Source organism: Streptomyces sp. NPDC047841 (genome assembly GCF_040704085.1).
Taxonomy (GTDB): Bacteria; Actinomycetota; Actinomycetes; order Streptomycetales; family Streptomycetaceae; genus Streptomyces; species Streptomyces argyrophylli.
This window is the reverse complement of sequence record NZ_JBEYRP010000002.1, coordinates 335997-351917: the sequence shown is the minus strand read 5'-3', so window position 1 is coordinate 351917 and position 15921 is coordinate 335997. Positions and strand designations below refer to the sequence as shown.

General features: G+C 73.0%; 14 protein-coding genes. 4 read left to right on the top strand and 10 right to left on the bottom strand.

Translation table 11 applies throughout. The features are described from left to right. Positions 1 to 46: 46 nt before the first annotated feature. Entirely contained in the window at positions 47 to 1282 is a 1236-nt protein-coding gene (locus AB0947_RS04150) for an amidohydrolase (RefSeq protein ID WP_366748684.1), read from the bottom strand. A gap of 232 nt (positions 1283 to 1514) precedes the next feature. Here AB0947_RS04150 and AB0947_RS04145 point away from each other — a divergent pair, with 232 nt between their 5' ends. Continuing rightward, a complete protein-coding gene (locus tag AB0947_RS04145) occupies positions 1515 to 2168 on the top strand; it encodes a class I SAM-dependent methyltransferase (RefSeq protein WP_366748683.1) in 654 nt (217 codons plus the stop codon). Positions 2169 to 2196: 28 nt separating this feature from the next. On the opposite strand, the gene AB0947_RS04140 is transcribed toward AB0947_RS04145, so the two are convergent. The 5 genes from AB0947_RS04140 to AB0947_RS04120 form a co-directional block, all read right to left on the bottom strand. Then, a complete protein-coding gene (locus AB0947_RS04140) occupies positions 2197 to 2769 on the bottom strand; it encodes a hypothetical protein (RefSeq protein ID WP_366748682.1) in 573 nt (190 codons plus the stop codon). Between the two features lie 116 nt (positions 2770 to 2885). Next, the gene (locus AB0947_RS04135) at positions 2886 to 4250 is read right to left on the bottom strand and encodes a hypothetical protein (protein WP_366748681.1); all 1365 of its coding nucleotides are present in this window, start codon (positions 4248 to 4250) and stop codon (positions 2886 to 2888) included. Positions 4251 to 4285: 35 nt separating this feature from the next. Next, positions 4286 to 5224 (bottom strand): N-acetylneuraminate synthase family protein, encoded by a 939-nt coding sequence (locus AB0947_RS04130; protein WP_366748680.1) that lies wholly within the window; start codon positions 5222 to 5224, stop codon positions 4286 to 4288. A 12-nt stretch (positions 5225 to 5236) separates the two neighbouring features. Further along, positions 5237 to 6466 (bottom strand): N-acylneuraminate cytidylyltransferase, encoded by a 1230-nt coding sequence (locus AB0947_RS04125; RefSeq protein ID WP_366748679.1) that lies wholly within the window; start codon positions 6464 to 6466, stop codon positions 5237 to 5239. 23 nt (positions 6467 to 6489) lie between these two features. Continuing rightward, entirely contained in the window at positions 6490 to 7833 is a 1344-nt protein-coding gene (locus AB0947_RS04120) for a DUF6716 putative glycosyltransferase (RefSeq protein WP_366748678.1), read from the bottom strand. 198 nt (positions 7834 to 8031) lie between these two features. Here AB0947_RS04120 and AB0947_RS04115 point away from each other — a divergent pair, with 198 nt between their 5' ends. Both AB0947_RS04115 and AB0947_RS04110 read left to right on the top strand, forming a co-directional pair. Beyond that, entirely contained in the window at positions 8032 to 9009 is a 978-nt protein-coding gene (locus tag AB0947_RS04115) for a glycosyltransferase family 2 protein (protein ID WP_366748677.1), read from the top strand. Next, entirely contained in the window at positions 9006 to 10340 is a 1335-nt protein-coding gene (locus AB0947_RS04110; RefSeq protein ID WP_366748676.1) for a polysialyltransferase family glycosyltransferase, read from the top strand. The genes AB0947_RS04115 and AB0947_RS04110 overlap by 4 nt, the downstream gene beginning before the upstream one ends. Positions 10341 to 10400: 60 nt before the next feature. Here AB0947_RS04110 and leuE read toward each other — a convergent pair whose 3' ends face one another. Together leuE and AB0947_RS04100 are read right to left on the bottom strand one after the other, a co-directional pair. Then, positions 10401 to 11051: a leucine efflux protein LeuE gene (gene leuE / locus AB0947_RS04105; RefSeq protein ID WP_366748675.1), complete on the bottom strand. Its 651-nt coding sequence runs from the start codon at positions 11049 to 11051 to the stop codon at positions 10401 to 10403. A 63-nt stretch (positions 11052 to 11114) separates the two neighbouring features. Beyond that, the gene (locus AB0947_RS04100) at positions 11115 to 12707 is read right to left on the bottom strand and encodes a methylmalonyl-CoA mutase family protein (protein WP_366748674.1); all 1593 of its coding nucleotides are present in this window, start codon (positions 12705 to 12707) and stop codon (positions 11115 to 11117) included. 80 nt (positions 12708 to 12787) lie between these two features. Here AB0947_RS04100 and AB0947_RS04095 point away from each other — a divergent pair, with 80 nt between their 5' ends. After that, on the top strand, positions 12788 to 13699 hold the full coding sequence (locus AB0947_RS04095) for a L,D-transpeptidase family protein (RefSeq protein WP_366748673.1): 912 nt from the start codon (positions 12788 to 12790) through the stop codon (positions 13697 to 13699). Between the two features lie 245 nt (positions 13700 to 13944). Here the strand turns inward: AB0947_RS04095 and AB0947_RS04090 are convergent, their stop codons facing one another. Further along, on the bottom strand, positions 13945 to 15192 hold the full coding sequence (locus tag AB0947_RS04090; RefSeq protein WP_366748672.1) for a hypothetical protein: 1248 nt from the start codon (positions 15190 to 15192) through the stop codon (positions 13945 to 13947). Continuing rightward, the gene (locus tag AB0947_RS04085) at positions 15192 to 15854 is read right to left on the bottom strand and encodes an RNA polymerase sigma factor (protein WP_366748671.1); all 663 of its coding nucleotides are present in this window, start codon (positions 15852 to 15854) and stop codon (positions 15192 to 15194) included. The genes AB0947_RS04090 and AB0947_RS04085 overlap by 1 nt, the downstream gene beginning before the upstream one ends. Positions 15855 to 15921 lie beyond the last annotated feature (67 nt).

Below are 15921 nucleotides of genomic sequence, written 5' to 3'. Positions count from 1 at the left end.
GCGGCCCCCGGCCGGCCCGTGAACGGACCGGCCGGGGGCCGTCCGCTCAGCTCCGCGCCCCGTTGACGTCAAGGAACGCGGCGGCGGTGAACATCTCCACACCCACCGTGATCGCGTGCTCGTCGGCGTCGAAATCGCCCTGGTGGAGATCGCGGACCGTGCGCTCACCGGGCCGGCGCACCCCGAGCCGGGCCATGGCGCCCGGGACGTGCTCCAGGTACCAGGAGAAGTCCTCGCCGCCGAGGCTCTGCTCGGTGCTCTCCACGGACTTCATGCCGCGCCGGGCGACCATGGCCCGGCGCAGCAGCTCGGTCGACTCCCGGTCGTTGACGACCGGCGGCACCCCGCGCACGTAGGTGATCTCGGACTTGGCCCGGTGCAGGGTGGCGATCTCGTCGATCGCCGCGTGCACGATGTCGGGGGCCTGCCGCCAGGCATCCAGGTCCAGGCAGCGCACGGTCCCGGACAGCTCCGCGTGCTGCGGGATCACGTTCGGGGCGTGGCCGGACTCGATGCGGCCCCAGGTGAGGGCGAGACCGACGCGGGTGTCGACCCGGCGGCCGATCAGCGCGGGGACGTCGACGGCGACCCGGGCGGCGGCGGTGACCATGTCGGTGGTCAGGTGGGGGCGGGCGGTGTGCCCGCCGGGACCGTCGAGGGCGACCTCCAGACGGTCGCAGGCGCTGGTGATCGGCCCGTGCCGCAGCCCGACCTTCCCGGCCTCCACCTTGGGGTCGCAGTGCACGGCGAGGAGACGGCCGACGCCGGCCAGCGCGCCGTCCTCGATGGCGCCCAGCGCGCCGCCGGGCAGCACCTCCTCGGCGGGCTGGAAGAGCAGCCGCACCGGACGGGGCAGCAGGCGCTTGGCGTGCAGGTCGGCGAGGACCAGCCCGGTGCCGAGGACGACGGCGGTGTGCACGTCGTGACCGCACGCGTGCGCCCGGTCCGGCACGGTCGACCGGTACGCGCAGTCACTCTTGGTGTCCGGGATGGGCAGCGCGTCGATGTCGGCGCGCAGGGCCAGCAGGGGGACGGAGGGCTGCTCGCCCTCCGCGAGACCGATGTCACAGACGAGTCCCGTGCCCGCGCTCAGGACGCGGGGCTTGAGCCCGGCCTGCTCCAGCCGCTCCTTGATCGCGGCGGTCGTACGGAACTCCTGGTTGCCCAGCTCCGGGTGCATGTGCAAGTCGCGCCGGAAGGCGACGAGTTCGGCGTGCAGGGACTCGCTCAGCACGCCGGGGAGCACATCCCCCGGGAGGCCGGCCTCGGACTCTACGGACATCAATTGCTTCACCCTCTGAAGGGTAGGACGCCCGGCTGGTCGACTACCCCTCGATCAACAAAAGTTCAGCCCGTTAGGGGAATAAAATCTGACCGGCGGACGCATGGCGGTGAACTCTGATGGGTAAGACCTCTGTTTCCTCTTCCACGGATACCACGGTTCACGGCAGTCACGCGCGCGATGTCCACGAACCGGACCACGCCGCGGTGCCCTCCCGGTAGGGTCCGCCGACGTGAGCGACTCGACCGCGGACTTCCTCCGGACGACCCGTACCGCCTACGACACGATCGCCGGGGACTACGGCGCCCGCTTCCCTCCCGGCGACCTCCACCCGCTGGACCGCACCCTGATCAGGACCTTCGCCGAGCTGGTCACGGCGAACGGCCCCGCCCCCGTCGCCGACCTGGGCAGCGGGCCCGGGCACGTCACCGCGCTGCTGCACGAGCAGGGGGTGCCGGTGTTCGGGGTGGACCTCTCCCCCGCGATGGTGACGCTGGCCCGCCAGGCGTACCCGGCCCTGCGTTTCCACGTCGGTTCGATGACCGCGCTGGACCTGCCCGACGCCACCCTGGGCGGCGTCCTCGCCCTGTACTCGACCATCCACCTGCCGGACGAGGAGCTGTCGACGGCCTGCGCCGAGTTCCGCCGCACCCTGGCCCCCGGCGGGCACGCCCTGCTCGGCTTCCAGTCCGGCCCCGAGCCCGGCCGGCTGCACCTGACCGAGCGGTTCGGCCACGCCATCGACCTCGACTACTACTGGCGCACGCCGGAGCAGATCGCCGGGGCGCTGACGGGCGCCGGCCTGGACCTGGTGGCGACGGTGCTGCGGGAGCCGACCGCGGAGGAGACACGACCACGGGGGTTCGTGCTGGCCCGCCGGGGGTGAGGCGGGGCGGGGGTACGGCGGGGCGGGCCTAGAAGTGCTCGACCTCCTGGCCGTCGGGGACCTGGTAGCAGCCGGAGACCACCGTCAGGCTCAGCTTGGGCGGGTTCCTCTTCTTCATCCGGGTGATGTGGACGCCGGCCTTCTGCTCGTCGTTGTCGGCGATCAGGACGACGTTCCTGTTCACGCTGGTGTCCGGGCCGTACTGGACGATCTTCCAGCCGTGCCGCGGCAGCGCCGCCTTGAGGTTCTCCATCGCGGCGTCGAGATCGGCCGGTGACGTGGGGTAGAAGCTCCACGGGTGGAAGATCCGGAAGTACGTGTCCCTGTCCTTGCCCGGGCACTGCTGCACACCCGGGCGACCGTCGGACGCCTTCCCCTTGACCTTGATCAGGTCGTAGATGCCGCTGGACACCGCCTCCATCGCGTCCGACGCGTCCCGCGAGGTGCTGATGCCGGCGGAGCGGATACCGCCGGAAGTGTCGCCAGAGCTGGTGGCAGGACTGCTCCCGGAGCCGCCGGCAGCGCTGTCGTCGGTCATACCGCATCCCGTCAGGGTGGTGAGTACCAGGGCTACGGCGAGCACGAGTGCCCGCTCGGTCATCTTCTCCAGCGGTCCTCCGCCCTCTCGTGCAGGTCCCGTGCACGCGGTGAAGGAGCCTACCGAGACGTGACGACCGGGCGCCTGAGTACGCGTACTCAGGCGCCCGGTGCCGGCGGCTACGCCGGGCTCACCGCCGCCAGGCGGTGCACGTCGCGGGCCGTGCCGGTCACGCCGGAGAGGAAGCCCTGGGCGCGGGGGGACGCGCTGTCGGTGAGCCAGGTCGGGTCGATGTCGCAGACCGCCACGCGCACGCCCGTGCCGGCCAGGGCCAGCGGCAGGGTGTGGACGACGGTGGAGGGGAAGCTGAGGATCGTGCGGCCGATCGGGCCCCGGCGGGCGATCAGCTCCAGCGGCAGGTCCGGACGGACTATCTCCAGGCCCGTCTCGGCGGCCAGGCGGTGGAGTTTCTCGGCGCTCTCGCGGCGGTGGGCGAAGTAGCGGGTGGCGCCGTGGGCCTTGGCCAGGTTCCGGACGGCCTCCACATAGCGGTCGCCGTCCACGACCCCCGTCTCCACCAGGGAGGTGCCGACCAGGTCGGCGCTCTGGGTGATGCGCGGCGGGCCGAAGCGGGCTCGGGTGAAGGCGAAGTCGTTGGCGGTGACGGTCACGCCGTCCGGGACGTCGGTCACCGGCATGGAGGAGAAGACCTCGACGCGCCGGCGGTCGCTCGGGGTGAGGCGGCGCCGGGCGGAGGAGGAGACCGGCGCGAAGAGCAGGTCGCGGGCGCCGGGCCGGCCGCCCTTGCGGTGCCAGCGGACCAGGCGCTCACCGCGGGCCAGCTGGGCGACGAACTCCATCGTCGCCGTGCCGTCGTCCACGACCACGAGGTCGCGGGCGCGGGTGATGGTCAGCAGCAGTTGCACGTAGCGGGAGAACGGGTCCCCCATGACGATCCGGTCGGCCCGGCGCAGGGAGCCGGCCAGGCCGCCGATGGTGTGGAAGGGCGCGGTCGTACCGCCCCGCGCCTCCTCCCAGCGCACCCGGTACCCCTCGTCGCGGGCCAGGTCCGCCATGCGGCGCAGCTGGCCCCGGGTCATGGGGTCGGTCGGGGACAGCACGACGACGGTGAGCTCCGCGCCACCCGCCAGGGCCCCGGCGCCACCCGCCACCGCCCCGGCCGCCACCGCCCCGGCCGGCAGCCGCCGCCCCTGCGCGGGCACGGCGGGCGCCGGGCCGGCAGGGGCGGGACCGACGTCGGCGTGGCCGGCGTGCGCGGGAGCGACGTGCGCCGGCCCGGGCTGCGTGGGCAGGGCCGGCGTCGGCACGGAGGCGTCGGCCGGCCCCGCACCGCCAGGGCCGAGCGGCACACCGGAGCCCGCCCGGCCGGAGCCGAAGGGCACACCCGAATCCCCGCCGGAAGGGCCGGTGTCGTGCAGGCCGTGCAGGTGGGCCCACTCCAGTACGTTCAGCAGCTGTACCGGGCTCTCCACGAAGGCGAGCGTGCGGGCGGGGTGGCCGGCCTGGCCGGCGCGGGGGCTCATCGGCGTACGACCGTCCCGTCGTCAGTGACCTGGATTCACACCGAGACCGGCTCGCCCGCCGCCGCGGCGATCTCCGCCTCGGCGACGACGCCGGTGACGCGGCGCAGCTTCTTCATCGGGCCCAGCTCGGAGTCGTAGACCTTCTTGACGCCGTCGCCGAGGGAGGCCTCGATGGTGCGGATGTCACGGACGAGGCGGGTGAGGCCCTGCGGCTCGACCGAGGCGGCCTGGTCGGAGCCCCACATCGCACGGTCCAGGGTGATGTGGCGCTCGACGAAGGTGGCGCCCAGCGCGACCGCCGCCAGCGTGGTCTGCAGGCCCGTCTCGTGGCCGGAGTAGCCGATCGGGACGTTCGGGTACTCCTTCTCCAGCGTGTTGATCACGCGGAGGTTCAGCTCCTCGGCCTTGGCCGGGTAGGTGGAGGTAGCGTGGCAGAGGAGGATGTTGTCCGAGCCCAGGACCTCCACCGCGTGGCGGATCTGGCGCGGGGTGGACATGCCCGTCGAGAGGATGACGGAGCGGCCCGTGGCGCGCAGGGCGCGCAGCAGCTCGTCGTCCGTCAGGGAGGCGGAGGCCACCTTGTGGGCGGGGACGTCGAACTTCTCCAGGAAGGCGACGGCCTCGGTGTCCCACGGGGAGGCGAACCAGTCGATCCCCTTCTCCTTGCAGTACTCGTCGATCTGGCGGTACTCGTCCTCGCCGAACTCCACCCGGTGGCGGTAGTCGATGTAGGTCATCCGGCCCCAGGGGGTGTCGCGCTCGATGTCCCACTGGTCGCGCGGGGTGCAGATCTCGGGGGTGCGCTTCTGGAACTTGACGGCGTCGCAGCCGGCCTCGGCGGCGACGTCGATCAGCTTGAAGGCGTTCTCCAGCTCACCGTTGTGGTTGATGCCGATCTCGCCGCAGATGTAGACGGGCCTGCCGGGGCCGACCTCGCGCGAACCGAAGGTGCGCAGACGGGAGTTGGTGCTCATCAGGGGATGTCCTTACTTGGGGAGGGAATCGAGAGAGGGGCCGAGGATCCAGCTGGCGATCTCCCGGATCGCGCCGTCACCGCCGGGGACGGTGGTGACCGCGCGTGCGGCGCCGCGAACGACGTCGTGGGCGCTCGCGACCGCCACGGGCCAGCCCACGAGGGCGAAGCACGGCAGGTCGTTGACGTCGTTGCCGACGTAGAGCACGCGCTCCGGCGCGATGCCCTGCTCCTCGCACCACTGCTTCAGCGCGAGGTCCTTGCGGTCGATGCCGTGCAGCACGGGGAGCCGCAGCTTGCGTGCGCGGGCGGCGACGACCGGGTTCTGTTCCGTGGACAGGATCAGCAGCTTCAGGCCGCTCCTGCGGAGGGCCGCGATGCCGAGGCCGTCGCCGCGGTGCACGGCGACGAACTCCCGTCCGTCGGAGTCGATCAGCACCCGGTCGTCGGTCTGGGTGCCGTCGAAGTCGAGTACGACCGCGTCCACGTCGTCTGCGGTCGGCAGCGAACCGGGACGGTCCGCGTCGAAGAGGGGCGCGAGGGCGCGGGCGCGGGCCAGGTCGTGCGGGTCGTCGATCTCCAGCACCCGGGCCGGGTCGGTGCGGACCAGCTCGGTGTGGCCGAAGAAGCGGTGGCGGTGCTCGCGGAAGCCGGCGGCGTCCATCGCGTAGGCGGCGCCGGTCTCCAGGAAGTCCTGGGGGCGGTCCTGGCGGCGCGGGCGGTAGGACTTGTCGTGGTTGACGCCACGGCCGCCCTCGGTGGGCTCGTCGGCCTCGCGCCAGACGAAGCCGTGGAAGGGGGCCACGGTGACGGCGGTGTCGGCGCCGTTCTCGGCGACCGCGGCGGCGACACCGTCGATGTCCTCGCGGACGAGGAACGGGCTGGTGCACTGCACGAGCAGGACCACGTCGACGGGGGAGCCGTGCAGCGTCTCGTGGGTGTCCATGGCGTGCAGGACGGCGGCCTCGGAGGTGGCGGTGTCCCCGGCGATGGCGGCGGGCCGCAGGACGACCTCGGCGCCGGCCTCGCGGGCGGCGGCGGCGATGGCCTGGTCGTCGGTGGAGACGACGACGTCGGTCACGAGCCGGCTCGCCCGGCACTCGCGCACCGCGCGGGCCACCAGCGGGACGCCGCCCACCGGGGCGAGGTTCTTCGCGGGCACGCCCTTGGAGCCGCCGCGCGCGGGGATCACCGCGAGCACCCGGCGGATCGAAGCGCCGTGGCCCGCTGCCGGGTTGGACATGGGGTCTACTCCTTGGGGTGAGGTCACAGCTCGCCCATCCGCCGGATCACGGGGGCGACCCGCTGGACGCCGTGCCGGTAGGCGCCGCGCGCGGCCCGGCGCACGATCTGCCGGACGGGGCCGGGCGCCTTGTCGGCGGCGGGGGCACCGGGCAGCGGTACGCCGTCGGGGCCGAGGTGGTGGCGGGCGAGGATGCCGGGCAGGTAGCCGGGCGCGGTCTCGGGGGTGTAGTAGGGCGCGAGGGGCGGCAGCCCGCCCGGCCGGTCGAGCAGCCGGGCGATGCGCTCGCGGGCGCTGTCGAACGCCGTGCCGTAGGTGCCGTCGGCGGCGACGCCCTGCCGGGCCACCCACTCCTCGTCCGGCACCGGCCGGTGCCCGGCGTCGAGCTGGTCCCAGGAGGCGAGGCAGCCGGAACCGGTGAAGTGGTGGTTGCCGAGCACCTCGCGGACCCCGAGGTCGGTGAGGACCGCGGTCGGGATGCGGCGGTGCAGGGCCTCCAGGGCGGCCGTGGAGCTGACCGTGACCAGCAGGTCGGTGCGGTCCAGCACCTCGCCCATGTGGCCGTACACCAGCCGGAAGTTGGCCGGCAGGTCCTGGCCCTGGGCCAGCTTCTGGTACGGCAGCTCCTCGATGTGGGTGGTGTGCTCGCCGGGCTTGGAGCGCAGCTTGAGCAGCACCTCCCGCTCGGGGTGCTTCCGGGCGTGCTCGACGAGGCGGTTCAGCAGGTAGGTGCGGTCCCGGCGGTTGTCCGGGACGGACGGCTGGGCCGCGAACACCACGGTGCAGGGGCCGCGTCCTCGCGTCGCGGACGGCTCGTGTCCGCCGGTGTACGGCTCGCCGCCGAGGAAGGGCAGCGCGACCTCGGTGACCGAGGAGGCGTCGGCGCCCACACCCTCGTACACGGCCCGGAACCGGTCGGCGTCGTGGCGGGAGTTGGCGAGGACCAGGTCGGCGCCGTGCCGCAGCAGCAGCCCGTCGGTGAGCTTCTCGTAGACGACGCCGACATAGCCGGTGACGACCACGGGGCGCTTGCCGGAGCCCCAGGCGGCGCGCAGTCCGTGCAGCATCGCCTGCACTCCGCCGCCGACCAGCGCGAGCACGAGGACGTCGTACCGGTCGTCGGGGTCCTCGCTCATCGCGCGCAGGAACTCGACGCCGGTGACCTCGCGCAGGGAGTCGGCCTGGACGCCGACTTCCTTCAGCTGGCGGGCGGTGGGGGTGGCGCGTCCCCGCAGGAGGTAGCCGTCGAGCCGGACCTCGGCAGCCGCGGGAGTGAGGCGCTGCGCGGTGAGCGCTCCCCACTTCCACCGGGTGTCGGAGTCCGCGAGGACGGCGACCCGCAGAGACTTCTTCGCACTTGCTGGCACGCCGAAGACGCTAGGAAGCGATTCCGAGGTTCCGCCCAACCCGAATGCAACAAACGGTTAACAGCACATCGCCGAATGGGGAATCGGGACGCGATCGGCGCGCGGAACAGCCTGGTTCACAGCTTCGCCATGTGCCGTTCACCCTGCATCAAGCGGGCGGTCAAGACGAATGACGGGCCGCGCCCTAACGTCCCTGACGTGGTCAAGCTCTCCGTCATCGTGCCGTTCTACAACGTGCAGCAATACGCGCCGGACACCCTCAGGAGTCTGCAGTCGAATGCGCGTGAGGACTTCGAATTCATTCTCGTCGACGACTGCTCCCGCGACGGGACACCAGAGATTCTCGCGCGTGCGGAGCGCGAGCTGCCGGGCGCGGTCGTGGTCCGGCACGAGCAGAACGGAGGACTGGCGACCGCGCGCAACACCGGGATCGACCGGGCGCGCGGCCAGTATGTGACCTTCCTGGACGGTGACGACTGGCTCGCCCCCGGCTACTACCCGCGGCTGCTCGCCGCCATCGAGGAGCTGGGCTGCGACTTCCTGCGCACCGACCATGTGCAGTGCACCGCCCGGGCGCGCAGCGTGCACCGGGTGCCGGTGGGCCGGCGGAACACGGTGCTCAGCCCCCGGGAGGCGATACTGCCCGCCGACCGGTCCACCTCGGTGGACTACGCGTACGCGTGGGCGGGCATCTATCACCGCCGGCTGCTGGACAAGGGGTTGCTGCGCTTCACCGACGGGCTGCGCACGGCCGAGGACCGGCCGTGGATCTGGAAACTGCACCGGGAGGCGGAGTCCTTCGCCGTGGTGAACCTGCTCGGTGTGTTCTACCGGCGCGGGGTCGCCTCGTCGCTCACCCAGATCGGCGATGTGCGGCAGCTGGACTTCATCCGGGCGTTCGACCAGGTCATCGCGGAGACGGCGGCGGACCGGGAGGCCGACGTCCTGCTGCCCAAGGCCGTTCGCACCTATTGCGCGATCATCTCCCACCACCTGGGATCCATCGAGAGGTTCGAGCCGGCGGTGGCGAAGAAGCTGAAGTCCCTGAGTGCGGCCGCCCTGCGGCGCATGCCGCAGGACGTGCTGGACCAGGCGCTGGACTCCATGGACCTCCAGCGCTCCACCCGGCTGCGCCGGCTGCGCCGCCGCCCCGCCCCCACGGGAGCCGCCGCGTGACCACCCAGATCTTCCAGGCGTCGACGCTGTACGGCACGGCCACGCTCGCCGCCGCCCTGGACTCCGGCTGCTTCCGCCCGGCCGACCGGCGGATCCTGCTGGTCTGCAACAACGCGGCCACGCCCGAGACCTCGCCGGCGCTGAACGACATGCCGGGCTTCGAGCGGCTGCGGGACCGGTTCGACGACGTGGTGTCGTACAACGACGCGATCTTCCCGTTCCACCCGGGCGGCTGGTCACCCCGCGGCGACGACCTGCCGCTGTGGGAACGGTACGTGCGCCACGAGTGGCGGCTCGGCACCGACGACGTCGAGCTGGCCGTCGAGTCGATACAGGTCAACCCGTCACTGGCGCTCGCGCGGATCTTCACGGGCGCCCCGGTCACCGTCTACGCCGACGGCCTGATGAGTTACGGCCCCACCCGCAACAAGATCGACCCGCTGGTCGGCACCCGCGTGGACCGGGTCCTCCACCTGGACCTGGTGCCGGGTCTGAAGCCGCTGCTGCTCACCGAGTTCGACGTGCCCGGCGAGGTGTTGCCGACGGCCGCCTTCACCAAGGTCCTCGCCGAGCTGACGTCACTCGGCGATGCGCTGCCGGAGGTCCAGGAGCCCGCGCTGCTGCTCGGCCAGTACCTGTCCGCGCTGGACATCCTCACCGCCGAGCAGGAGGAGGACCTGCACGTGCGGATGCTTACGGGAGCGGCCGCGCTCGGCCACACCGCGGTGGTGTTCAAGCCGCACCCGTCGGCCCCGGCCCGCTTCACCCGTTCCCTGGAGCAGGAGGCGGAGCGGCTGAAGGTGGAGCTGACCGTGCTGGACACTCCGGTCCTCGCGGAGGTGCTGTACCAGCGGATGCGTCCCGCGCTGGTCGTCGGCTGCTTCTCCACCGCCCTGCTCACCGCGTCCGCGCTGTACGGCCTCCCGGTCGCCCGGGTCGGCACCGAGCTGCTGCTGGAACGGCTGACGCCGTACGAGAACAGCAACCGCGTGCCGGTCACGATCGTGGACGCGCTGCTGCCCGAGCTGACCGACCGTGCCGCCGTCACCGGGCAGCGGCAGGGCACGGACGTGGAGGCGCTGGGCGCACTGGTGCGCGCGGTGGGCTTCGCGATGCAGCCGAAGATCCTGCCGGGGCTCCGCGCGGAGACCGAGGGCTGGCTGGCGAAGAACCTGAACGAGCGGACCGCGCGCTACTTCAAGCGCAAGCGGCTGACCTCGCTGGCCCTGCCGGGCGGGGTGCCGTCCCAGCTGTCGTTCCTCCCGCGCAACGCGACGGTCCGCCGGGTGGCGCGCAAGGCCCGCGGTCTGGGCAAGGCCGTACGGCGCTGAGCGGACCCCGCGGCGGGGCGGGCCCGGTGCGGGCCCGCCCCGCCGGAGGCCGGCGAAGCGTTACGCGCTGGCCAGCGTCAGCTTCACGGCGAAGCCCAGGAACAGCACCCCGGCCGCCGAGGTGGCCGTCGCGGACAGCCGCTTGCGGCGGCGGAACGCCGCGGAGAGCCGCGTGCCGCTGAATATCAGGGCGCTCAGGTACAGGAAGCTGGCCAGCTGGGCGAAGGCGCCGAGGACGACGAAGGACAGGGCCGGGTAGGCGTATCCCGGGTCGACGAACTGCACGAAGAAGGCGACGAAGAAGAGGATCGCCTTGGGGTTGAAGAGGCTGACGACGAGGGCGCGGCGGAAGGGCCGCTCGTCGGCGCCCTGGTCGGGCGCGGCCGCCTCGACGGCCCGCTCCCGCCGGGTCCGCCACATCCGCCGGGCGGCCCGCAGCATGCCGATCGCCAGCCAGCTCAGATATCCGGCGCCGGCGTACTTCACGATCCCGAACAGCAGCGCGTTGCCCTGGAGCAGCGAGGCGACCCCCGCGGCGGACAGCGTCATCAGCACGGTGTCCCCGCACCACACACCGGCGGCGGCCGTGTAACCGGCCCGCACACCGCGGCGAGCGGCCACGGACAGGACGTACAGGGAGTTGGGGCCGGGCAGCAGCACGATCAGGATCAGGCCCGCGAGGTACGTGGGGAGGTCGATGACGCCGAACATGGAGGGAGTGTCGCACGCGGGTACGACAGCCGTCCCTCCCCGTCCGGGAGGAGGACCGACGGCTCAGAACGTGTCACTCGGTACGTGGCTCCCCCACACCTCGCGGAGCGCGCCGCAGACCTCCCCCACCGTCGCCCGCGCCCGCAGCGCCTCCTTCATCGGGTACAGGGCGTTGTCCTCGCCCTCCGCCGCCTTCCGCAGCGCGTCCAGTGCCGCGGTCACCGCGGCCCCGTCGCGTTCGGCCCGCAGCCGGGCCAGGCGCTCGGCCTGGCGCGCCTCGATCGCCGGGTCCACCCGCAGCGGCTCGTACGGTTCCTCCTCGTCCAGCCGGAAGCGGTTGACCCCGACCACCACCCGGTCACCGGAGTCGGTCTCCTGCGCGATGCGGTACGCGTTCCGCTCGATCTCGGCCTTCTGGAAGCCCCGCTCGATCGCGGCGACCGCCCCGCCCAGGTCCTCCACCCTGCGCATCAGGCCGACGGCCGCCTCCTCCACGTCGTCCGTCATCCGCTCGACCGCGTAGGAACCGGCGAACGGGTCCACCGTCGCCGGGACGTCCGTCTCGTGCGCCAGCACCTGCTGCGTCCGCAGGGCCAGCCGCGCGCTCTTGTCCGTCGGCAGCGCGATGGCCTCGTCGAAGGAGTTGGTGTGCAGGGACTGCGTGCCGCCGAGGACCGCCGCCAGGGCCTGGACGGCGACCCGGACCAGGTTCACCTCCGGCTGCTGGGCCGTCAGCTGCACGCCGGCCGTCTGGGTGTGGAAGCGCAGCATCAGCGACTTCGGGTTCCGCGCGCCGAACTCCTCCCGCATCACCCGCGCCCAGATCCTGCGCGCCGCGCGGAACTTGGCGACCTCCTCCAGCAGCGTCGTACGGGCCACGAAGAAGAACGACAGGCGCGGGGCGAAGTCGTCCACGTCCATGCCGGCCGCCACCGCCGTACGGACGTACTCGATGCCGTCGGCGAGGGTGAACGCGATCTCCTGCACCGGGGACGCGCCCGCCTCGGCCATGTGGTAGCCGGAGATCGAGATCGTGTTCCACTTCGGGATCTCGGCGGTGCAGTACCGGAAGATGTCCGCGGTCAGCCGCAGGGACGGCTTCGGCGGGAAGATGTACGTGCCCCGGGCGATGTACTCCTTGAGCACGTCGTTCTGGACCGTGCCCGTCAGCCGGTCGGCGGCCACCCCCTGTTCCTCCGCCACCAGCTGGTACAGCAGCAGGAGCAGCGCGGCGGGCGCGTTGATCGTCATGGACGTCGAGACCTGGTCCAGCGGGATGCCGTCGAACAGCACCCGCATGTCGTCGATCGAGTCGATCGCCACGCCCACCTTGCCGACCTCGCCGTGCGCGAGGGGCGCGTCGGAGTCGTGGCCCATCTGGGTGGGCAGGTCGAAGGCGACGGACAGGCCGGTGGTGCCGTGGGCGATGAGCTGCCGGTAGCGGGCGTTGGACTCCGCGGCCGTGCCGAAGCCCGCGTACTGGCGCATGGTCCAGGGCCGGCCGGTGTACATGGTCGGGTAGACCCCGCGGGTGAACGGGTACGCGCCCGGTTCGCCCAGTTTCCGGGCCGGGTCCCAGCCGGTCAGGTCGGCCGGCCCGTAGACCGGCTCGATGGGCAGGCCCGACTCCGACTGACGTGCCGACTGCTGTGCCATCGCTGCCTCCGCGCGGTGAACGGGTACTCCTCACCATGCCCCGTAGTTCGGCGGCGGTCACGCGGGGAAGCATCCCGGGCATGAGGATCCCGGGGAGCTCTGCCGCTCTGCTCGCCTCGGCCGCCGCGCTCGCCGCGCTCTGCGGGTGCACCGTGCAGCCGGCGGGCGCCGATGGGAAACAAGGTCTGCCGGTCCACGTGGAACCGCCGGGCGGTCCGGGTTCCGGCGCCGCCCGGAGCAGTCCGGGGTCCGGCAGCATTTGGAGCAGTCCGGTGCCCGGCGCCGCCCGGACGGCACCGGCCGCCCCGCCGGCGGCCACACCCACGGCCCCGCCCCGCGTCGCCTCCTCCCTGCCCGCGCCGCGGGTGCTGTGGTCACGCGGGGACTCCGGGCCGGCCGTGCGGGAACTCCAGGCGCGGCTGCGCCAGGTGGCCTGGCTGGCCGTGGGGCCGACCGGGTCGTACGACGGCCCGACCGAGCAGGCCGTCAAGGGCTTCCAGGGCAAGCGCGGCCTGCCCCGGACGGGTGCGACGGACGCCGTCACCTGGCACCGGCTGGTGGCGATGACCCGTCCGCCGGCCAGGGGGGAGCTGTATCCGAGGGCCGGTCAGCCGGCCGCCGCGGTCGATCCGCGCTGTCTGACCGGGCGGGTGCTGTGCATCAGCAAGACCAGCCGGACCCTGCGCTGGATGGTCGGCGGACGGACCCTGTCCACGATGGCGGTGCGGTTCGGCGCGCAGTACACCCCGACCCGCGAAGGGGTGTTCACCGTCTACTGGAAGTCACGCCACCATGTGTCGACCCTCTACCACTCGCCGATGCCGTACGCGATGTTCTTCAGCGGCGGCCAGGCGGTCCACTACTCGTACGACTTCGCGGCGCGCGGCTACGTGGGCGGTTCCCACGGATGCGTCAACGTCCGGGACGAGACGGCGATCGCCCGGCTCTTCGCGCAGGTGAGGATCGGCGACAAGGTCGTCGTGTCCCGCTGAGACGTCCTGCGGGGGCTGTCGGAAGCCGAGGGCCGTGCGTTGCGGGGCGCGGGCGGGACCGGGGGAACGTGTCCCGCCCGCGCCAGGTGCACGAGCCGCGGGTACGGGGGGAACCCCGGCTCCGTGCGACGGCCGATGACCAGTCGGCTCACTCATTACTGCGTCCCGGGCTCCAGAAACGTCACACCTCGCGCCGAAAAAGTTTCGGTGACCGCGAAACCGCAGGTCAGAGAGGGTGGCGTGGCTCAGAGGGCGGTGTACGTCGGAGCCGGTGACGGAGAGGTGGAGCCGGTGACGGGCGTGCCGCGGTGCGCGGGGGCGAAGGCCGAGGGAGCGGGGACGGCGCCATCCTGGTGTCGGCCGCCGTTGCCGTTGTTCTTGTCCCCGCCGTTGCCGTTGCCGCCGCCGTTGCCGTTGCCGTTGCCGTTGGCCTGGCCGTTTCCGCCGCCGTTTCCGTTTCCGTTGCCGTTCCCCTTGCCGTTGCCGTTGCCGTTGCCGTTGCCGTTGCCGTTGCCCTGGCTACCGCCCGGGTCGGCGGGGCCGTCGTCGCCCGTCCCCTTGCCGTTCCCGTTCCCCTTGCCGTGCCCGTTCCCGTTGCCGTGCCCGTTCCCCTCGCCCTCGCCCTTGCCGTTGTCCGAGCCCTGGCCGGTGGTGTTCTCGCCGCTGCCGCCACTGTTCGCGCCGCCCGTGCCGCCGGAGGCGGAGTCCCCGGCGCCCAGCAGCACCTTGCAGTACGCGGTCACGCGGCCGGGGCCGCCCGCCGCCTGCTCCAGCGCGCGCCGGCGGCCGGCGTTCAGGTCCTTGCCGTCCCGCAGCGCACGACAGGCCGCGGTGGCGCCGGACCACCCGGTGCCGGACGTGGCGGAGGGCGCCCCGGTGCCGTCGCCGGACCCCGCGGCCTCGTCATCGGTGCCGCCCCGGTGCCCCCGCGTACCGCCGTCCGGTGCGCCCGTGCCCGTCCCGCCGCCCGGAACGGACGGCGAGGTGAGCGGCTGCCCGGTGGTCGTGTCGGGAGAGACGGAGGTGGCGGGGCCGGGGGGATCGTCGCCGAACGGCGTGGGCAGCACCCCGCTGCCGGCGGCCACGGCGACCCCGCCGAGCGTGCCCGCCGCCACCACCGCGGCCAGGGCCAGGCGTACCGGGCGGTCCCAGCGGGGACGCCGGGTGCGGATTCCGGTACGGGCCGGGGCGCCGATGCGGACCAGGCCGGCGTCGGCGCCGCGTGCCGGGGTGCGGGGGGCGGCGGGGGCGTGCGCGGTCGCGGTGCCCTCCGCTTCGGCGGCCGCGCGGGCCTTGCGGAACGCGGCCAGGGCAGCCTGTTCGCCGGGGAGTTCACCGGGGGCGGGGGTCGTCTGCGCGGACAGCGCGCCGAGCGCCTGGGAGAGACGTTCGGCCTGGTCACGGGCGGAGGGGTCGACGGCTTCCAGTGACTCACCGCGCAACAGGCGTTCCGCCGTCTCACGGTTCAGCCACTTGTACTGCTCGTCGGCCATCACATGTCCTTCTGCGTCCGCGCACGCGTATGCGTCACAGTTGCGGACGTCACCGCGCCCCGGCGCGGTTCTCTTTGCGGCGGGAGCGCGTCCAGTGCGCCCGCCGATTCCGGATTGTCGCCGATCAGCTCCGCGAGACGCTTCAGACCGCGGTGCGCGGCGGTGCGGACGGCGCCCGCGCGTTTGCCGAGGGTCTCGGCGGCGGTCTTGGCGTCCAGGCCCACGACCACGCGCAGGACGACCGCCTCGGCCTGGTCCTGCGGGAGCCGGGCGATCAGGGAGAGGGTGCTGTCGGTGGCCAGGGCCTCGATGGCCTCGCCGGCCGTGTCGGACTCGGCGGCGCGGCCGGTCAGCTCGGTCTCGTCGCCGCCTATGGCGGGGCGCCGGCCCCGCATGCGTATGTGGTCCAAGGCGCGGTTGCGGGCGATCCGGGCGGCCCAGCCGCGGAAGCGGTCGGCGTCACCGCTGAAGCGGTCGAGGTCACGGGCGATCTGGAGCCAGGACTCGGACGCGACGTCCTCGGCGTCCAGGTCGCCGACCAGGGTGCGGACGTACCCGAGCAGGCGCGGATGCACCGCGCGGTACACCGTACGGAACGCGGTCTCGTCCCCGTCCTGTGCCGCACGTACCGCGGTGGTCAGCTCCGCGTCGTCCCCCAGCACCGTACTCCCTTTACGCCTGTCTTCGGTCGGCGCGAAAGGCACGTTACGGCGTGAAACCGCTGCCCGT

Excerpts from the sequence above, each read along its gene's own strand:
- AB0947_RS04150 (WP_366748684.1), bottom strand. The coding sequence starts at position 1,282 with ATGTCCGTAGAGTCCGAGGCCGGCCTCCCGGGGGATGTGCTCCCCGGC.
- AB0947_RS04140 (WP_366748682.1), bottom strand. The coding sequence starts at position 2,769 with ATGACCGAGCGGGCACTCGTGCTCGCCGTAGCCCTGGTACTCACCACC.
- AB0947_RS04135 (WP_366748681.1), bottom strand. The coding sequence starts at position 4,250 with ATGAGCCCCCGCGCCGGCCAGGCCGGCCACCCCGCCCGCACGCTCGCC.
- AB0947_RS04130 (WP_366748680.1), bottom strand. The coding sequence starts at position 5,224 with ATGAGCACCAACTCCCGTCTGCGCACCTTCGGTTCGCGCGAGGTCGGC.
- AB0947_RS04125 (WP_366748679.1), bottom strand. The coding sequence starts at position 6,466 with ATGTCCAACCCGGCAGCGGGCCACGGCGCTTCGATCCGCCGGGTGCTC.
- leuE (WP_366748675.1), bottom strand. The coding sequence starts at position 11,051 with ATGTTCGGCGTCATCGACCTCCCCACGTACCTCGCGGGCCTGATCCTG.
- AB0947_RS04100 (WP_366748674.1), bottom strand. The coding sequence starts at position 12,707 with ATGGCACAGCAGTCGGCACGTCAGTCGGAGTCGGGCCTGCCCATCGAG.
- AB0947_RS04095 (WP_366748673.1), top strand. The coding sequence starts at position 12,788 with ATGAGGATCCCGGGGAGCTCTGCCGCTCTGCTCGCCTCGGCCGCCGCG.
- AB0947_RS04090 (WP_366748672.1), bottom strand. The coding sequence starts at position 15,192 with ATGGCCGACGAGCAGTACAAGTGGCTGAACCGTGAGACGGCGGAACGC.